Source organism: Pseudomonas sp. B21-032 (assembly GCF_024748965.1).
GTDB lineage: Bacteria > Pseudomonadota > Gammaproteobacteria > Pseudomonadales > Pseudomonadaceae > Aquipseudomonas.
Genome location: NZ_CP087180.1, coordinates 2,500,470 through 2,516,007 on the forward strand (window position 1 = coordinate 2,500,470; position 15,538 = coordinate 2,516,007).

Sequence of the window (15,538 nt, forward strand, 5' to 3'; positions counted from 1 at the left end):
CCTAGAGGGGATGGGTCCACTTTTCGAGGGCCAGCGCGCCGGCGATTTTCGTGGCGTATTCAGTGGCGTCGATGTTTTCTTCGTTGCACAACACTGCAACGGTGGTTTGCGCATCCGGAAAGTACATGAACTGCGTCGCATAGCCGGCCCAGCCGCCGGAGTGTTCAAGCAGGCGCGTGCCTTTGTACAGGCGCGGCGACAAACCCATGGCGTAGTCCTCATGGTGCCTTGCCACCCGCGGGCCACTTCTGGACATCACCGCCAGCAGGTCGGGGCCGCCCACTTTGCCGCTGTGCAGATTGGCTCCCCATTTCATCAGGTCGCGTACGCTGGAATGCACCTGGCCGTCGCCGGTCACCTCCCACGGGCTCTCATACCGTTTGACCGGGCCCCACAGCGCACGCGTATAACCCCGCACTACAGCGAAATCAAGCGGGTACTGGTCGACAATCCGGGTATGGGTCATCTGCAACGGTGTGAAGATCGCCTGCTGGGAAAACCGCCGGATGCTCTTGCCGCTGACGCGTTCGACCACCAGCGAGAGCATGAAGTACCCGCTGTTGCTGTAGGAAAACTCTGTGCCGGGGGCAAACTCCGCCTGTTTCTGTGCTGCCAGCAAGGCGAGTGCCTGGGCCTGGGTCAGGGGCTGGGTATCGGCGATGCCTTGAGCCTGGGCGGCATCCTCGTAGCTGGGCAGGCCACCGCTGTGATGCAGCAGGTGGCGCAAGGTCACCGGATCGGCGTAACTGCCCAGCTCAGGTACGTAGCGGCGGATAGAGTCATCCAGCGACAACTTGCCTTCGCGGGCCAGCAAGTGAATGGCGAAGGCGGTGAATTGTTTGGAAACCGAGGCAAGGTTGAACACCGAGTCGGCAGTCAAAGGGCTGCGCTGCTCGATGTCGGCATAGCCGGTAGCGCCTTCGAGCACAAAGGCCTGCTGTTTTTCCACACTGAAGACACAGCCGGGGCCAGCCTGTGCGGTGAGGCGCTTGAAAATCTGCTTCATGTCATTCTTGACCTGGGCAGGTGTGGTCTGCAGTACCTCGCTGAAGTACTCGGCGGCCGGGGTACTCAGATACTGCCAACTGACATCCATGGTGTTTCTCCCTCGTGGTTGATCAAGCAGGCCTGATCATAAGAACCGCGCTGATGATTAACTTGAGGGCATTTGTGAAAAAGTGCGGCGGACGGTTAACAGGTTTCTCTGTTCAGGCCAGGCCGTTCAGGTTGTTGAGAAAATCCCCGAAGCCGCCTCGCACCCGGCAGTCCTTGCGGCTGCTGGTCGACACGCTGTTGCGCGCGGTCCAGACGATATGTGCGCCGCTTTGCTGCAGGTCGTTGACCAGTTGAACATCCTCGTGCAGCGGCAATGGCTGGAACCCCCCGACCTTTTCGTAGGCGCGAGCGCAGATGCCGAGGTTGGCGCCGTGTATGTGCCGGTGGCCTTCGCGGGCCTGGTAATGGGCCAGGTAGCGTTCGCGCAGCGCCGCATCCTGGTGGGCTTGCCAGGTGTCGACATGCACCGTGCCGCACACCGCATCGGCGGCAAAGGCCAACTGGCACAACAGCCAGTCGGCCGGGACGCAGCTGTCGGCATCGGTGAAGGCCAGCCAGCGCGCGCCACGCTCGAGCATCAACGCCGCACCGGCGCGGCGCGCCTGGCCGACATTGCGCGCCTGGACCTTGAGCAGCTCCACGCCATGGGCGCGGGCGACGGCCTCGCTGGCATCGCTGCAGGCGTCCAGTACCACCACCGTCTGCACCTCTTCGCCCCGCGCCGTTAGCGCCCGGGCGGCACGGCCAAGGGCGCGCAGGCAGCGGCCGAGCAGTAGTTCTTCGTTATGCGCGGGGACAATCACGGCAATCATAGGCAGGGCTCGTCAAGGTCGATGGCATAAGGCTGGAGGCACCAGTATTCAAGAACAAAGTCGGCCTCTTCGTGGCGCAGGCTGCGGTACAACGGCAAGCGCTCGACCAGCAGTTCATGGACCTGGTGGCCGGTCTGCGGGCAGCCGTCGATCGGGTGCAGCCAATGGCACAGCAGCAGGGCGCCGTCAGAGGTCAGGCTGGCCGTGGCGCGTTCCAGCACTTCCAGCCACTGGCCGGGGTCCAGGTAGTAGCCGATCTCGCTGAGCACGATCAGCTCGAACTCGCCGGCCGGCCAGTCGCCAGGCAGGCAGCCTTGCATGACCTCGGCGTTGGGCCATGGCCGCAGGCGTTCAGCGGCCAGTTGCACGGCGGTGGCGTTGAGGTCCTGGCACAAAAGGCTTTCGCAGCGCTCGGCGAGGGCGGCGCTGAGTTCGCCATTGGCGCAGGCCGGCTCGAATACGCGGCCGTAGTACTGTCGCGGCAGGCTGGCCAGCAGCAGCTCGCGCTTGCGTTTTTCGTACCAGCGGGTGCGAAACGCCCAGGGGTCGTCGCTGTGCGCGAACAGGTGCTCGAAGTAGCTGGCCGAGACGCTCATGTGAACACCAGTTCGAAGGGTTGTTGCAGGCGGGCCAGGGCCTCGCGGTCAAGCACCGGCGGGGTCTGCTCGTCGGCCTGCAACTGGCTGGTATGGGCGGCGATGGCCTGTTGCTTGAGGGCCAGCACCGCGCGGTCAAGAAACAGCTTGTGGGCGCGCTGCCAGGGCAGCCGCGGGTCGCTGGGGCGGGCCCAGTGCCAGGCCCAGATCGGCACTTCGATCAAGCGCGCACCGACAGTGTCGCAGGCGCGGGCGCAAGCGCGGCCTACTGCTTCATGGTCGCAGTGGCCGTCCAGGCGCCAGGTGGTCAGCACCCGGTCGCTGGCGCGCAGTAGCTGCACCAGGCGTTCGGCCAGCCAGCGTTCATGGTTGGCCACGGCGCTGTCGGCCAGGCCCAGGCGCAGCCAGCTCAGGCGGCTCAGGTCCAGCCCGAGGCGGCGCAGGGCATCGGCGCTTTCCCGTGGGCGTTGCTGGCGCAGGCGTTCGCTGGTCCAGTGGCGCGAATCGGGGTGGCTGGCCTCACCGTCGCTGACCGAGACCAGCAGCAACTCGTGTTCACGGCCACGCATGCCAGCCAGCACCCCGCCGCAGCCGAGCACTTCGTCGTCCGGGTGCGGGGCGACCACCACCAGGCGCCTGCCAACAGGCACCAACTGGTCATGGGTAATTGCCGGCACCGACTGCAGGATCGCCGACGCTTGCCAGTGCGCCAGCGGTGTGCCCGGCGCCTGGATCGGGTTCTGCGGTGGTTGCAGGGTCATAGCCGCCAGCCTCCTTCGGGGGTTGCACGCACTTGCCGGCCCAGCTCGGCCAGGTCGCGTTCGGCATGGCTCTGGCGCAGGAACACCGGCAGGTCGGCGCTGAGCCGGGCAAAGTGACTGTCGCGACAGAACGGCGTCGCCCCCAGGGCCCGGCCGACGTGATCGAGCACACACAGCGCAGCGCTCTCGACCTGCGCGCGCAGGCGCCGGACGCTCAGCTCGGCATCGCTGCCAGGGTGGCCGTCGATCCACGCCGCGGTTTCGTGCAGGGCCGCCCGGGCTCCGGCAAGCGCCGCGTCGACTGCGCCCAGATGGGCCTGGGCGTGGGCGTCTTCATGGCTGCGGCAATGTTCGCGCAAAAACTCGCCCAGGGTTTGCGCCGCGCCGTACCAGCAGGCGGCGATGCCAGCGCCACCGTGCCAGAAGCCCGGTCGCGACAGGTACTGGCCGCTGCTGCCGACCAGGTGCGCCGGGCAGTCGTTGAACTCGACATCGACGCTGGCGGTAATGGCCATGCCGACCGCCTGCCAGCCGTCATTGAAGATGCGCAGCGCCGGTTGGTTCAAGGCCACCGCCACCAGTTGCGGACGGTCTTGTTCGTCCCAGGCGGTGAGCAGCGCCCGGTCGATCTGCAGGGCGCCGGAGCACCAGGCCTTGCGGCCTTGCAGGTGCACGTCGTTGCCGGTGCGGCGGACAATACGCACCCGCGCATTCGGCGGCTCGGCTGCCCATACCCCCCAACTGCCCGCCGGGTCCAGATGGTTGGCGGCGCACTCATGGATGATCGCCAGGGCGTCGGTGTGGCCCTCGAACAGCTTGGCCAGGGCCAGATCAGCCCCGGCGACCTCGGCCAGTACCTGCCAGCGCTGCAGGGTGCGGCCATGACCGGGTAGCGGCAGTTGGTCGAGACCGGTTTCCCGGCATTGTTCCAGGCAGCGTTGCAACTGGCGGTCGAGGGTCAGCGCCTGCGGGCGGCGGGCGAAGGTCTGTAACAGCTCCAGGTGGTTCATGACTCAACCCCCATGCGCCGGCGCAGTTCCTTGCTGATCGACTGGCGTACCTGGCCATACCCGGCCCAAGGGTCATCGCCTGCGGCCAGGCGTTCGCCGAGGTTGAGCAGGTTCCACTGGTTCGCGCCTTTAAGCTCGGTCAGCTCTTCGCGGCGAATCGGTACCGACACCGGCAGCCCTTCGCGGGCGCGGATCGAATAGGCACAAACCGTGGTCGCGCCTTTACCGTTGCGCAGGTAGTCGATGAAGATCCGCCCGACCCGGTTCTTCGGCCCGGACACCGCCGACAGGCGCTCGGGGAACAGCCCGGCCAGGTGCTGGACCATGGCCTGGCTAAAGCCTTTGACCTCGTCCCAGCCGGCGCGTCGGATCAGCGGCACGACAATGTGCATGCCCTTGCCGCCGCTGGTCTTGAGGAACGCTTGCAAGCCCAGTTCGTCGAGCAATGCAAGGGTCAGCTGGGTGGCTTCGAGCATGGCCTTCCAGGGCAGCGCCGGGTCCGGGTCGAGGTCGAGGATCAAGCGGTCGGGCTTGTCGAAATCCTTGGCAGTGGCGTTCCAGGTGTGCAGCTCGAGGGTATTCATCTGCACCGCGCCGAGCAGGGTCCGGGCCTGGTCGATGATCATCAGCGCCTGGCCGGCTTCGGCCTTGGCGTGGCTCTCAAGGCCCGGGATGTTCAATTGCGCGGCGTTCTTCTGGAAGAACAGCTCGCCGGCCAGGCCATCGGGTGCGCGCACCAGCGCCACCGGGCGGCGCTTGAGGTGCGGCAGGATCCACTCGGCGACCTGGGCGTAGTATTCGGCGACCTGGCGCTTGCTGATGCCGGTGCTGGCGTCGATGACGCGGTCGGGGTGGGTCAGGTGCAGGTTGGACGTTATGCTTGCCGGGGTTTTCACGGGTTGCTCCAGGCCAATGGCCTTGGCCGGTTTGTCGTCGCGCAGGCCATGGAACACCGAATGGCGGACCACGCCGTCGCGGGTCATCTGCGCATAGGCGACCTCGGCCAGCAGCCTTGGCTTGAGCCAGTGCACACCTTTGGCCTCGGCGCCGCTGGGCGGCTTGGCAAACTGCGGCCTGGCCACTTCGAGGGGTTTGAGGCGCTGGTGAATATGGGCCAGGGTCGCGCTGTTGAACCCGCTGCCGACCTTGCCGGCATAGCGCAGCTCGCCGTTGTCATCATGCAGGGCCAGCAACAGCGCGCCGAAGGCCTCGCGCGAGCCCTTGGGCTCGGTAAAGCCGACGATGACGAACTCCTGGCGCTGCTTGCACTTGAGCTTGATCCAGTCGCTGCTGCGCCGGTTGACGTAGCGGCTGCCCAGGCGCTTGCCGATCAGGCCTTCCATCTGCATTTTGCAGGCGCTGTCGAGCAGCGATTCGACGCTCTGGTCAAAGTCGGCGGAAAAGCGCAGGCGCTTTTCATCGGCCTTTTCCAGCACCTTCGCCAGCGCCGCACGTCGTTGCTCCAGCGGGCATTGGCGCAGGTCCATGCCGTTGAGGTAGGGCACATCGAACAGGTAATAGAGGATCTGCTCGTCGCGTTGCTGGTCGAAGGCATTCTGCAGGGCCTGGAAATCCGCGACGCCGTGCTCGTTGGCCACCACCATCTCGCCATCGAGCCAGGCCGAGTGCAGGCCGAGCCTGGCCAGGGCCTTGGCTTGCCGGGGCAGCCTGGCGGTCCAGTCATGGCCGTTGCGGGTGAACAGGTGCACCTCGTCACCTTCGATGCGGGCGAGGATGCGGTAGCCGTCGAATTTGACTTCGTAGCGCCAGTCGCCTTCGGGCGGCGTCTCTACCAGGGTGGCCAGCTGCGGCTTGAGCGAGGCGGGCAGGGCAGCTTTTTTCGCGCCGCCGAGTTCGCTGTTGCTGTCTGCCTTGGGTGCGCGCGTGAGCAGCGTGCGTTCGCTGACCACGCTGTCCGGCTCGGCTTCGAGAATGTCGTAGTCGGCCTGCGGGCGCGCCTGGGCATCGTCGGACTTGATCAGCAGCCACTGCTCCTTCTTGCCGGCCAGGTGAGTGCGAAACAGGTTCCAGATGCCCGAGAGTTTCTCGCCCTGCAGGCGAAAGCGCAGCTTGCCCTTGGCATAGGCCTTGTGTGGATCTTCTTCGGGAATCCATACCCCACGGTCCCAGACGATCACATCACCGGCACCGTAATGGCCTTCGGGGATGGTGCCTTCGAAACTGGCGTAGTCCAGCGGGTGGTCTTCGACGTGCACGGCCAGGCGCCGGACCTTGGGGTCCAGCGACGGGCCCTTGGGGATGGCCCAGCTTTTCAGGGTGCCGTCCAGCTCCAGGCGAAAGTCATAGTGCAGGTGGCTGGCGTCGTGTTTCTGGATGCAGTACTGCAGGGCGTGGGCGGTTTTTTTGCCGCTGCGCTGATGGCCTGCGGGCTCCGGGGTAGCGTCGAAATTGCGCTTGCGCGCGTACTCCTGCAACGGCTTGGCCATGGCGGTGTCCTGCGGCTTTTGGGCGGGTCCTAAGCATTGGGATAGGGCGGCAGGGGTGGGAGTTCAATCGGCTTTTGTTCGAGGTGGGGCCGCTGCGCACCCCATCGCCGGCAAGGCCGGCTGCCACAGGGTGCCAGCGGTCGGTGTATCAGCCTTGTTTCTTGATGATCGCCTCACTGATGCTCGCCGGCGCCTCGGCGTACTTGGTGAACTCCATGGTGTAGCTGGCGCGGCCCTGGGTCATCGAGCGCATCTGTGTGGAGTAGCCGAACATCTCGCCCAGTGGCACTTCCGCGCGCACTACCTTGCCCGCCGGGGTCTCGCCGCCTTCCTGGATCATCCCGCGGCGCCGGCTGAGGTCGCCCATGATGTCGCCCTGGTACTCCTCGGGGGTCACCACTTCGACTTTCATCACCGGCTCCAGCAGTACTGCACCGCCTTTATCCTTCAGCTGTTTGGTGGCCATGGAAGCGGCGACCTTGAAGGCCATCTCGTTGGAGTCGACGTCGTGGTACGAGCCGTCGAACACCGTGGCCTTGAGGCCGATCAGCGGATAGCCGGCAAGCACGCCGTTTTGCATTTGTTCTTCGATGCCTTTCTGGATCGCCGGGATGTATTCACGCGGCACTACGCCACCGACCACCTCGTTGACGAACTCCAGGCCCTCTTTGCCTTCATCGCCCGGGGCGAAGCGGATCCAGCAGTGGCCGTACTGGCCGCGACCGCCGGACTGGCGAACGAACTTGCCTTCGATCTCGCAGGTGTTGCGGATCTTCTCGCGGTAGGCCACCTGCGGCTTGCCGATATTGGCCTCGACGCCGAACTCGCGGCGCATGCGGTCGACGATGATGTCCAGGTGCAACTCGCCCATGCCGGAGATGATCGTCTGCGCCGTCTCTTCGTCGGTGCGCACGCGAAACGACGGGTCTTCCTGGGCCAGCTTGCTCAGGGCGATGCCCATTTTCTCCTGGTCGGCCTTGGTTTTCGGCTCGACCGCCACCGAGATTACCGGGTCGGGGAAGTCCATGCGCTCGAGGATGATCGGCTGGTTGATGTCACAGAGGGTGTCGCCGGTGGTGACGTCCTTCATGCCGATCAGCGCGGCGATGTCGCCGGCGCACACGTCCTTGATCTCGGCGCGCTGGTTGGCGTGCATCTGCACCATGCGCCCGATCCGCTCCTTCTTGCCCTTGACCGAATTGAGCACGGCATTGCCGGAGCTGAGCACCCCGGAGTAGACCCGGGCGAAGGTCAGGGTGCCGACGAAGGGGTCGGTGGCGATCTTGAACGCCAGCGCCGAGAACGGTTCGTTGTCGTCGGCATGGCGTTCCAGGTGCTTGTCTTCGTGGTCCGGGTCGGTGCCGTTGATCGCCGGGATTTCCGAGGGCGCCGGCAGGTAGTCGATGACCGCGTCGAGCATCAGCGGCACGCCCTTGTTCTTGAACGACGAGCCGCAGATCGCCGGGACGATCTGGTTGGCCAGGGTGCGCTGGCGCAGGCCGGCCTTGATCTGCTCGTTGCTCAGCTCCTGGCCGTTGAGGTACAGCTCCATGAACTCGTCGTTGGCCTCGGCGGCGGCCTCGACCATGTGCGCGCGCCATTCGTTGGCAAGCGCGAGCATGTCGGCGGGAATCTCTTCTTCGCGGTAGCTGGTGCCCTGGTCGTCGTCGTTCCAGTAGATGGCCTTCATCTTCACCAGGTCGATCTGCCCGGCGAAATGTTCCTCGGCGCCGATCGACAGCTGGATCGGCACCGGGTGGTGGCCCAGGCGCTGGTCGATCTGCTTGACCACGCGCAGAAAGTCCGCGCCCTGGCGGTCCATTTTGTTGACGTAGGCCAGGCGCGGCACATGGTACTTGTTGGCCTGGCGCCAGACTGTTTCCGATTGCGGCTCGACGCCGTCGGCGCCGCTGAACACCACCACCGCGCCGTCGAGCACGCGCAGCGAGCGCTCGACCTCGATGGTGAAATCGACGTGGCCGGGGGTGTCGATGATGTTGAAGCGGTACTTGTCGGGGAACTGCTTGGTCGAGCCCTGCCAGAACGCCGTGGTCGCCGCCGAAGTGATGGTGATGCCGCGCTCTTGCTCCTGGGCCATCCAGTCCATGGTTGCGGCGCCGTCGTGCACCTCGCCCATCTTGTGGTTGACCCCGGTGTAGAACAGGATGCGTTCGGTGGTGGTGGTCTTGCCGGCGTCAACATGGGCGACGATGCCGATGTTGCGGTACAGCTCGATAGGGGTGGTGCGCGCCATGAGGGGTCACCTGTGTGTAATGCACAAGAAGAGGGTATTCCCAAGGTAGCAGAAGTGCAGCGCCTTGCACGGCGGGCCATGGCTGAAGCAGGTTCATCCATGGGCTGAGCAGGCATCGGTTGTAAAGCGCCCGGGGCTGTCGCTTAATCGCTGTATTCGCCTCATGGAGCTGCCCGATGCCGCTGGAAAAATCCGTTACTGCCTGGTGCCAAAGTCATCCGTTGATCGCAGGTCTTGTGGCGCTGCGCCCGACCTGCTGGTTCAACCCGGCCCTGGCGCCGAGCGCCGAAGCCCTCGCTGACGTGGCGCTGACCGCTGCGGATATCCGTGAGGCCAGCGCGCGGCTCGAACGCTTTGCCCCGTTCATCGCCTCGGCGTTCCCCGAAACCTCGGCCAGCGCCGGCATCATCGAATCGCCGTTGATGGCGCTGCACGCGTTGCAGGCGGTGCTGTGCGCCGAGCAGCAACTGCCAGTGAACGGCGCGCTGTGGCTCAAGGCCGACAACCTGCTGCCGATTTCCGGTTCGATCAAGGCCCGTGGCGGCATCTATGAAGTGCTCAAGCATGCCGAAGACCTGGCCCTCAAAGGCGGCCTGCTGCAACCGGGCGACAGCTACGCCAGGCTCGACAGCGATGCCGCCCGGGCGTTCTTCGGCCAGTACAGCGTGGCGGTCGGCTCCACCGGCAACCTGGGCTTGTCGATCGGCATCATCAGCGCGCGCCTGGGTTTCAAGGCCACCGTGCACATGTCTGCCGATGCCCGCCAGTGGAAAAAGGAGCGCCTGCGCGCCTGCGGCGTCGAGGTGCGCGAGTACAGCGCCGATTACAGCGTGGCGGTGGAGCAGGGGCGCAAGGAGGCCGAGGGCGATGCGCACTGTCACTTCGTCGATGATGAAAATTCGCTGAACCTGTTCCTCGGTTACGCCGTGGCCGCCGAGCGCCTGCAGCGCCAGTTGGCGGAACAGGGCATCGTGGTGGATGCCGAGCACCCGCTGTTCGTCTACCTGCCTTGCGGCGTCGGCGGGGGGCCTGGTGGCGTGGCCTTCGGCCTCAAGCAGATCTTTGGCGACGCGGTGCATTGCCTGTTCGCCGAGCCGACCCACTCGCCGTGCATGTTCCTAGGCGTGTACACCGGCCTGCACGACGCGGTGTCGGTGTACGACTTCGGCATCGACAACCAGACCGCCGCCGACGGCCTGGCAGTGGGCCGGCCCTCGGGCTTTGTCGGCCGCTCGCTGCAGCGCCTGGTCGACGGCTACTACACCGTCAGCGACGCCACCCTGTACCGCCAGCTGGCGCAGATGCAGGCGTGTGAGGGCATCGAACTCGAGCCGTCGGCGCTGGCCGGGCTCGCGGGCATGTGCACTGTGCTGCAGGAGCAGCAGGGCTACCGTCAGCGCCTGGGCTTGAGTGAGGCGCGCATGGCCCGCGCCACCCACCTGGTGTGGGGCACCGGCGGCAGCATGGTGCCGCGCGAGGAGATGGACCGCTACCTGGCCAGGGGCCGCGCAGAACTGGCCGGTAACTGAGCATGCTCAACCTGCCCGATCGCCTTGGCAGCCGCTTGAGCGGTGCCCAGTTCGCCAACCTGCACACCTTTGTCGCGGTTGCCCGGCACCTGAGCTTCAGTCAGGCCGCGCAAGAGCTGTGCCTGACTGCCAGCGCCGTCAGCCATCGCATCGCCCGCCTGGAGCAAGCCCTGGCGCTGCGCCTGTTCGAACGCCTGACCCGGCGCATTCGCCTGACCGCTGAAGGCGAGCGCCTCTATCAAGTGCTGCAAGGCTTGGAAGCGCAACTGCAAGAAGCCCTGCAACCGTCGACTGAAGACGTCAGCGGTGCCCTGAGCCTGTATGTGCGGCCGTCGCTGGCCCAGCACTGGCTGGTGCCGCGCCTGGCGGATTTCCAGCAGCGCTATCCGCAGCTCAGCCTGGACATCCGCACCGGCAACGACCCGGTGGATTTTCGCACCCGCCCGGTGGACCTGGCCTTGTTGTATGGCCACGGCGAGTTTCCCGGGCTGGCCAGCCAGTTGTTGATGGGTGAGCACGTCGCCCCGGTGTGCAGCCCGCAGTATGCCGAGCGCCACGGCCTGATCGACCACCCCGGGCGCCTGGCCCAGTGCACCTTGCTGCACGATGCCCTGGCCTGGGAACATGCCGCCTTCGACGCCGAGTGGCAACGCTGGGCCGGCGAGCAGGGCGTACAACAGCACCTGCCCGCCCGCCACCTGACCTTCGACCGCTCCGACCTGTGCAGCGCCGCCGCCAGCCACCATGCCGGCGTGGCCATCGGTCGCCAGCGCCTGGTGCAACCGTTGTTGGACCAGGGCGCGTTGATCCTGCCCCTGGGGGGCTTCAGCCAGACGGCGGGGCAGGGTTACTACCTGGTGCATCCGCCGCAGGAGAGGTTACCGCTGCGTTTGCGGGTGATGATTGAGTGGTTGCGCGAGTGTGCGCTCAGCTGACTTCGATCCAGCGCCCCTCCTGGCGATCCGACTGCACACACGCCTCGATAAATGCCATGCCGCGCAGGCCGTCTTCAGCGGTCGGGCACAGGCGTGCCAAGGGCGCCGGGGCGCGCTGTTCGCGGCGGGCCCTGATCAGTTCGGCGGCGTCGCTGTAGATGTTGGCGAAGGCTTCGAGCAGGCCTTCGGGCTGGCCGGCCTTGATTCGCGTGGCTTGCCTGGCGGCATCGCTGAGCCAGCTTTCACCCCGGCGCAGCACCTGGTGCGGCTGGTCCTGGTGGCGCAGTTCGAGGCGCTCGGGTTGTTCCTGGTGCCAGTACAGCGAGCCGCTCGAGCCAAAGATCCGGATCTGCAAGCCATGGCGCTGGCCGGCAGCGACGAAGCTTGCCCATAGCAGGCCTCGGCCGCCGCCGCTCAGGCGCAGTTTGACGTGGGCGTTGTCGTCCGAGGCGCGGCCCGGCACCAGGGTGCTGAGCTCGGCCGAGACCTGGCTGACCTCCTGGCCTGTTACAAAGCGCAGCAGTTGGTGGGCATGTACGCCGACATCGGCCAGCACCGACGAAGCGCCGGCCTGGCTGGGGTCGGTGCGCCAGGCCAGGGCCTTGACCCCTTGCTGCTCCAGCGGGTGGGTGCCGAAGGCGCTGGCGTGCTCGACCTGCACCAGGCGCACCTGGCCGATCGCACCCTGGGCGATCAGTTCGCGGGCTTCGCGAATCAACGGGTAGCCGCTGTAGTTGTGGGTCAGCAGGTGCAGGGCCGGGCCTTGGCGAACCTGATCGAGCAGGGCATTGGCCTGGGCAAGGTTCGCCGCCAGCGGCTTGTCGCAGATGACATCGATACCGTGCTTGAGAAACGCAAGGCTCGCCGGTACGTGCACGGCATTGGGCGCCATGATCGCCACCACCTGGATGCCGTCTGCGCGGGCGGCTTCGGCCCTGGCCATGGCTTCAAAATCGGCATAGGCCCGCTCTGGCGCCACGCCATAGGCCTGGGCCGCGGCCAGGTTGCGCTCGGGGTCGCGGGCGAAGACCCCGGCGACCAGCTGGTAATGGCCGTCCAGGGACGCTGCGTAGCGGTGAGTCGAACCGATCGACGACTCCAGACCGCCGCCGACAAAGCCCAGGCGCAGTCGTTGTTGTGGGTTGGCCATGGTTTTCATTGGGCGCCTCCGTTGGCGTGCTTGAGTTCTCGGGCAAAATGTTCGATCGCCAGCACGTAGCCGTGAGTGCCGAAACCGGCCAGCACCGCCTTGGCCACCAGCGATACATAGGAGTGGTGGCGGAAGGCTTCGCGGCGGTGGACGTTGGAGATATGCACCTCGATCACCGGCACTTCGGCGGCAATCAAAGCGTCGTGAATTGCCACCGAGGTGTGGGTCCAGGCGCCGGGGTTGATGACGACTCCGGCGACCCGGCCACGGGCCTGGTGAATCCAGTCGATCAGTTGGCCTTCGTGGTTGGTCTGCTGGAACTCAAGCTTCAGCTCCAGGCGCCGGGCGGCCTGCTGGCAGAGGCTTTCGACATCGGCCAGGGTTTCGCGGCCGTAGACGTCGGGTTGGCGCAGGCCGAGCATGTTCAGGTTGGGGCCGTTGAGCACGAGCAGGGTATTCATGGCTGGTTTCCAGTCAGGGCGTTGGCGCGCAGGGCGTCGTAGGTGGGTTTGTCCAGGCTCACCGCGTCGGCCTTGCCGAGTTGGTCGATGGGCGTGCGGTAGGTTTCCGGGGCGCTCCAGGCGGCGATGGCCGACAGCGCGGTGACCAGGCAGGTGATGGCGCCGATCAGCAGCGGCACGTTGTCGGAGCCCGGCGGCGCCACGGCGGTGAACAGCGCCGGCAGCAAGGCGGTGATCATGTAGCCGATGTTCTGCGCCACGGCCATGGCCGAGACCCGGTAGTGGGTCTGGAACTGTTCGGGGAAGAAGCTTGGGAAGATGGCGTTGTAGCCCTGGTAGATCATCCCCCACATCAGCAGCGAGGCGGCAAACGCCAGCGGCAGGTTGTGCAGGCTGATGGCATAGAGGTAAAGGAACGACATCAACCCGCAGCCGATGGCGCTGCCGATGATCAGCGGGCGGCGGCCGATGCGGTCGGAGAGGTTGCCGACAAAGGGGATCACCAGCACCGCGACGATGTTGCCGACCACCGGGATCCACAGGTACACGCTCTTGTCAAAACCCACGCCGTAGGCCGGCTGTACCGCATAGGCGGCGCCGAACACGGTGGTCACCACCGGGATCACGTTCATCAGCGACACCCCGAGTACTACCAGCATGCCGCGCCAGCTGTGCTTGAAGGCTTCACCGATGGGCGAGCGCTGGCGCACCACCTTGGCGACTTTCTGGGTGAACGCCGCCGGCTCCTCGACCTCGCGGCGGATGATGAATGCTGCCAGCAGCACGGCGGCACTGAGCAGGAAGGGGATGCGCCAGCCCCAGCTGTTGAAGGCCTCTTCGGGCATGAAATAGGCCAGCGGCAGGAAGATTGCCGCCGCCAGCACCTGGCCGGCCTGCACGCCCTGCAGGGTGAAGCTTGCGTAAAAGCCACGACGACCGGGCGGCGCATGTTCGAGGATCATCGAGCTGGCACCGGCGATTTCCCCGGCCACGGCAAAGCCCTGGACCAGGCGCAGCACCACCAGCAGCACCGGCGCCCAGTAGCCGATCTGGCTGTAGGTCGGCAGCAGGCCGACGGCAAAGGTGGCCAGGCCCATCAGCAGCATGCACAGCAGCAACACATGCTTGCGCCCGCGGGTATCGCCCCAGTGGCCGAGCACGAAGGCGCCGACCGGGCGCGCCAGGTAGCCGACGCCGTAGGTGGCCAGGGAGGCGACGATGGCCAGTTTCGGGTCGCTGGAAGGGAAGAAGATCTGCGGGAAAATCAGCGCCGCAGCCTGGGCATAAATGAAGAAGTCGTAGTACTCGAGCGCCGAGCCGACCCAGCCGCTGGCCGTGGCTTTCTTGGTTTGCCGGGCTGCATGCAGCCCTTGGGGATGGTTGGCCATCTGTCTGTCTCCGTTTGTTGTTGTTATGGAGCGGTAGGACTGGATAAAAGGCTTCAGAGGCTGTCGGTGTCGACGATCTGCCCGCTGCGCGCGGCGCTGCTGATGGCTTCGACGATCTGCAGGTTGCGCAGGCCGTCGCGCACGCTCACCAGCGGCGCTTGTTCGCCACGAACCACCTGGCAGAAGTGCGCCAGCTGGCGGGCCAGCGGGTCGGCGCTTTGCAGCGGCGCCACGGCGGTGCTGAAGGGTTTCCACCATGAGCGCTCGGCAGATTGCTCGTAGTACTTCAGGCGCATGGTCGGGATCGACAGCGTGCCCTGGGTGCCGCAGATCACGTAGCAGTCTTCGTCGGCGTAGCTGGGGTAATCGGGGTTCTCCCGCGCGGTCTGCTCCCAGCTGCGGGCGCAGGCGGCGGTGTCGCAGAGCATGAAGGTGCCGAGGGCGCCGTTGGCAAAGCGCAGGCTGATGGCGACGCTGTCTTCCACGGCAAAGCCACGGGTGGCGCTGGAAGCCTGGGCCTGCACGGCGACGATCTCGCCGCACAGCGAACGCAGGTTGCCGATCTCGTGGATCATGTTGATTAGCACCGGCCCGCCGCCGAGCTGCCGGCGCCAGGGCGCGGCGTCGAAATAGTCGTCGGGCTTGTAGAACAGCGCGCTGCCCATCACCGCCACCAGGTTGCCGAGCAAGCCTTCGGCGATTACCTCGCGGGCCTTGGCGAGGATCGCGCTGTGGGCACGGTGATGGCCGACCAGCAGCCGCGCACCGCTTTGCTCGGCGACCGCCAGCAGGCGCTTGCCTTCCTCCAGGGTGTGGGCCACGGGTTTTTCGATCAGCGCGGCAACGCCGTGGTCGACGCAGGCCAGGGCGCCTTCGACATGCAGGTGATTGGGCGTAGCGAGGATCACCCCGTCCGGGCGCTGCTCGGCAAACAGTTGCTCAAGCGAAGGGTAGAGGGCAACGCCGTGGCTGGCTGCCAGCTCGGCGGCGGCCGGGGCCGGGTCGATCAGGGCGGCCAGTTCGCACTCGGCGCTGGCCTGGATCAGTTCGATATGCCTGCGGCCAATCAGGCCGGCACCGGCAACGGCAATGCGAAGTTTGTTCATGGCGCTCTCGTTATTGTTATGCGGACCGCGGCA

Annotated in this window: 13 protein-coding genes; 2 read left to right on the forward strand and 11 right to left on the reverse strand. The window is 66.0% G+C overall.

Annotated elements, in window-relative coordinates; genetic code table 11:
* Nucleotide 1 precedes the first annotated feature (1 nt).
* The 7 genes from LOY54_RS11615 to fusA form a co-directional block, all read right to left on the reverse strand.
* Nucleotides 2–1,096, reverse strand: coding sequence for a serine hydrolase (locus tag LOY54_RS11615; RefSeq protein ID WP_258610454.1), 1,095 nt, complete (start codon nucleotides 1,094–1,096; stop codon nucleotides 2–4).
* Between the two features lie 112 nt (nucleotides 1,097–1,208).
* The gene (locus LOY54_RS11620) at nucleotides 1,209–1,868 is read right to left on the reverse strand and encodes a glycosyltransferase family 2 protein (protein ID WP_258610455.1); all 660 of its coding nucleotides are present in this window, start codon (nucleotides 1,866–1,868) and stop codon (nucleotides 1,209–1,211) included.
* A complete protein-coding gene (locus LOY54_RS11625) occupies nucleotides 1,865–2,464 on the reverse strand; it encodes a bifunctional 2-polyprenyl-6-hydroxyphenol methylase/3-demethylubiquinol 3-O-methyltransferase UbiG (RefSeq protein ID WP_258610456.1) in 600 nt (199 codons plus the stop codon). The genes LOY54_RS11620 and LOY54_RS11625 overlap by 4 nt, the downstream gene beginning before the upstream one ends.
* Nucleotides 2,461–3,225, reverse strand: coding sequence for a PIG-L deacetylase family protein (locus LOY54_RS11630; protein WP_093383806.1), 765 nt, complete (start codon nucleotides 3,223–3,225; stop codon nucleotides 2,461–2,463). Before LOY54_RS11630 ends, LOY54_RS11625 begins: the two co-directional genes overlap by 4 nt.
* Entirely contained in the window at nucleotides 3,222–4,235 is a 1,014-nt protein-coding gene (locus LOY54_RS11635; RefSeq protein WP_258610457.1) for an acyl-CoA dehydrogenase family protein, read from the reverse strand. The genes LOY54_RS11630 and LOY54_RS11635 overlap by 4 nt, the downstream gene beginning before the upstream one ends.
* Entirely contained in the window at nucleotides 4,232–6,682 is a 2,451-nt protein-coding gene (gene ligD / locus LOY54_RS11640; protein WP_258610458.1) for a DNA ligase D, read from the reverse strand. The genes LOY54_RS11635 and ligD overlap by 4 nt, the downstream gene beginning before the upstream one ends.
* Nucleotides 6,683–6,830: 148 nt before the next feature.
* The gene (gene fusA, locus LOY54_RS11645) at nucleotides 6,831–8,936 is read right to left on the reverse strand and encodes an elongation factor G (protein WP_093383797.1); all 2,106 of its coding nucleotides are present in this window, start codon (nucleotides 8,934–8,936) and stop codon (nucleotides 6,831–6,833) included.
* Nucleotides 8,937–9,112: 176 nt separating this feature from the next.
* On the opposite strand from fusA, the gene LOY54_RS11650 reads away from it, so the two are divergent.
* Together LOY54_RS11650 and dsdC are read left to right on the forward strand one after the other, a co-directional pair.
* On the forward strand, nucleotides 9,113–10,465 hold the full coding sequence (locus LOY54_RS11650) for a D-serine ammonia-lyase (RefSeq protein ID WP_258610459.1): 1,353 nt from the start codon (nucleotides 9,113–9,115) through the stop codon (nucleotides 10,463–10,465).
* A gap of 2 nt (nucleotides 10,466–10,467) precedes the next feature.
* Nucleotides 10,468–11,400, forward strand: coding sequence for a DNA-binding transcriptional regulator DsdC (gene dsdC, locus LOY54_RS11655; RefSeq protein ID WP_258610460.1), 933 nt, complete (start codon nucleotides 10,468–10,470; stop codon nucleotides 11,398–11,400).
* Here dsdC and LOY54_RS11660 read toward each other — a convergent pair.
* From LOY54_RS11660 to LOY54_RS11675, 4 genes are read right to left on the reverse strand one after another with little or no spacing between them, the layout of a single operon-like run.
* Complete coding sequence (locus tag LOY54_RS11660) at nucleotides 11,393–12,559, reverse strand: Gfo/Idh/MocA family protein (RefSeq protein ID WP_258610461.1); 1,167 nt, start codon at nucleotides 12,557–12,559, stop codon at nucleotides 11,393–11,395. The two genes, dsdC and LOY54_RS11660, sit on opposite strands and share 8 nt — an antisense overlap.
* The gene (gene aroQ, locus LOY54_RS11665) at nucleotides 12,556–13,011 is read right to left on the reverse strand and encodes a type II 3-dehydroquinate dehydratase (RefSeq protein ID WP_258610462.1); all 456 of its coding nucleotides are present in this window, start codon (nucleotides 13,009–13,011) and stop codon (nucleotides 12,556–12,558) included. The genes LOY54_RS11660 and aroQ overlap by 4 nt, the downstream gene beginning before the upstream one ends.
* Nucleotides 13,008–14,399 carry an MFS transporter gene (locus tag LOY54_RS11670; RefSeq protein WP_195883829.1) on the reverse strand — a complete coding sequence of 464 codons (1,392 nt, stop codon included), beginning with the start codon at nucleotides 14,397–14,399 and terminating at the stop codon, nucleotides 13,008–13,010. Before LOY54_RS11670 ends, aroQ begins: the two co-directional genes overlap by 4 nt.
* Nucleotides 14,400–14,452: 53 nt before the next feature.
* Nucleotides 14,453–15,505, reverse strand: a complete 1,053-nt coding sequence (locus LOY54_RS11675) for a Gfo/Idh/MocA family protein (protein ID WP_258610463.1) — start codon at nucleotides 15,503–15,505, stop codon at nucleotides 14,453–14,455.
* Nucleotides 15,506–15,538: the final 33 nt, after the last annotated feature.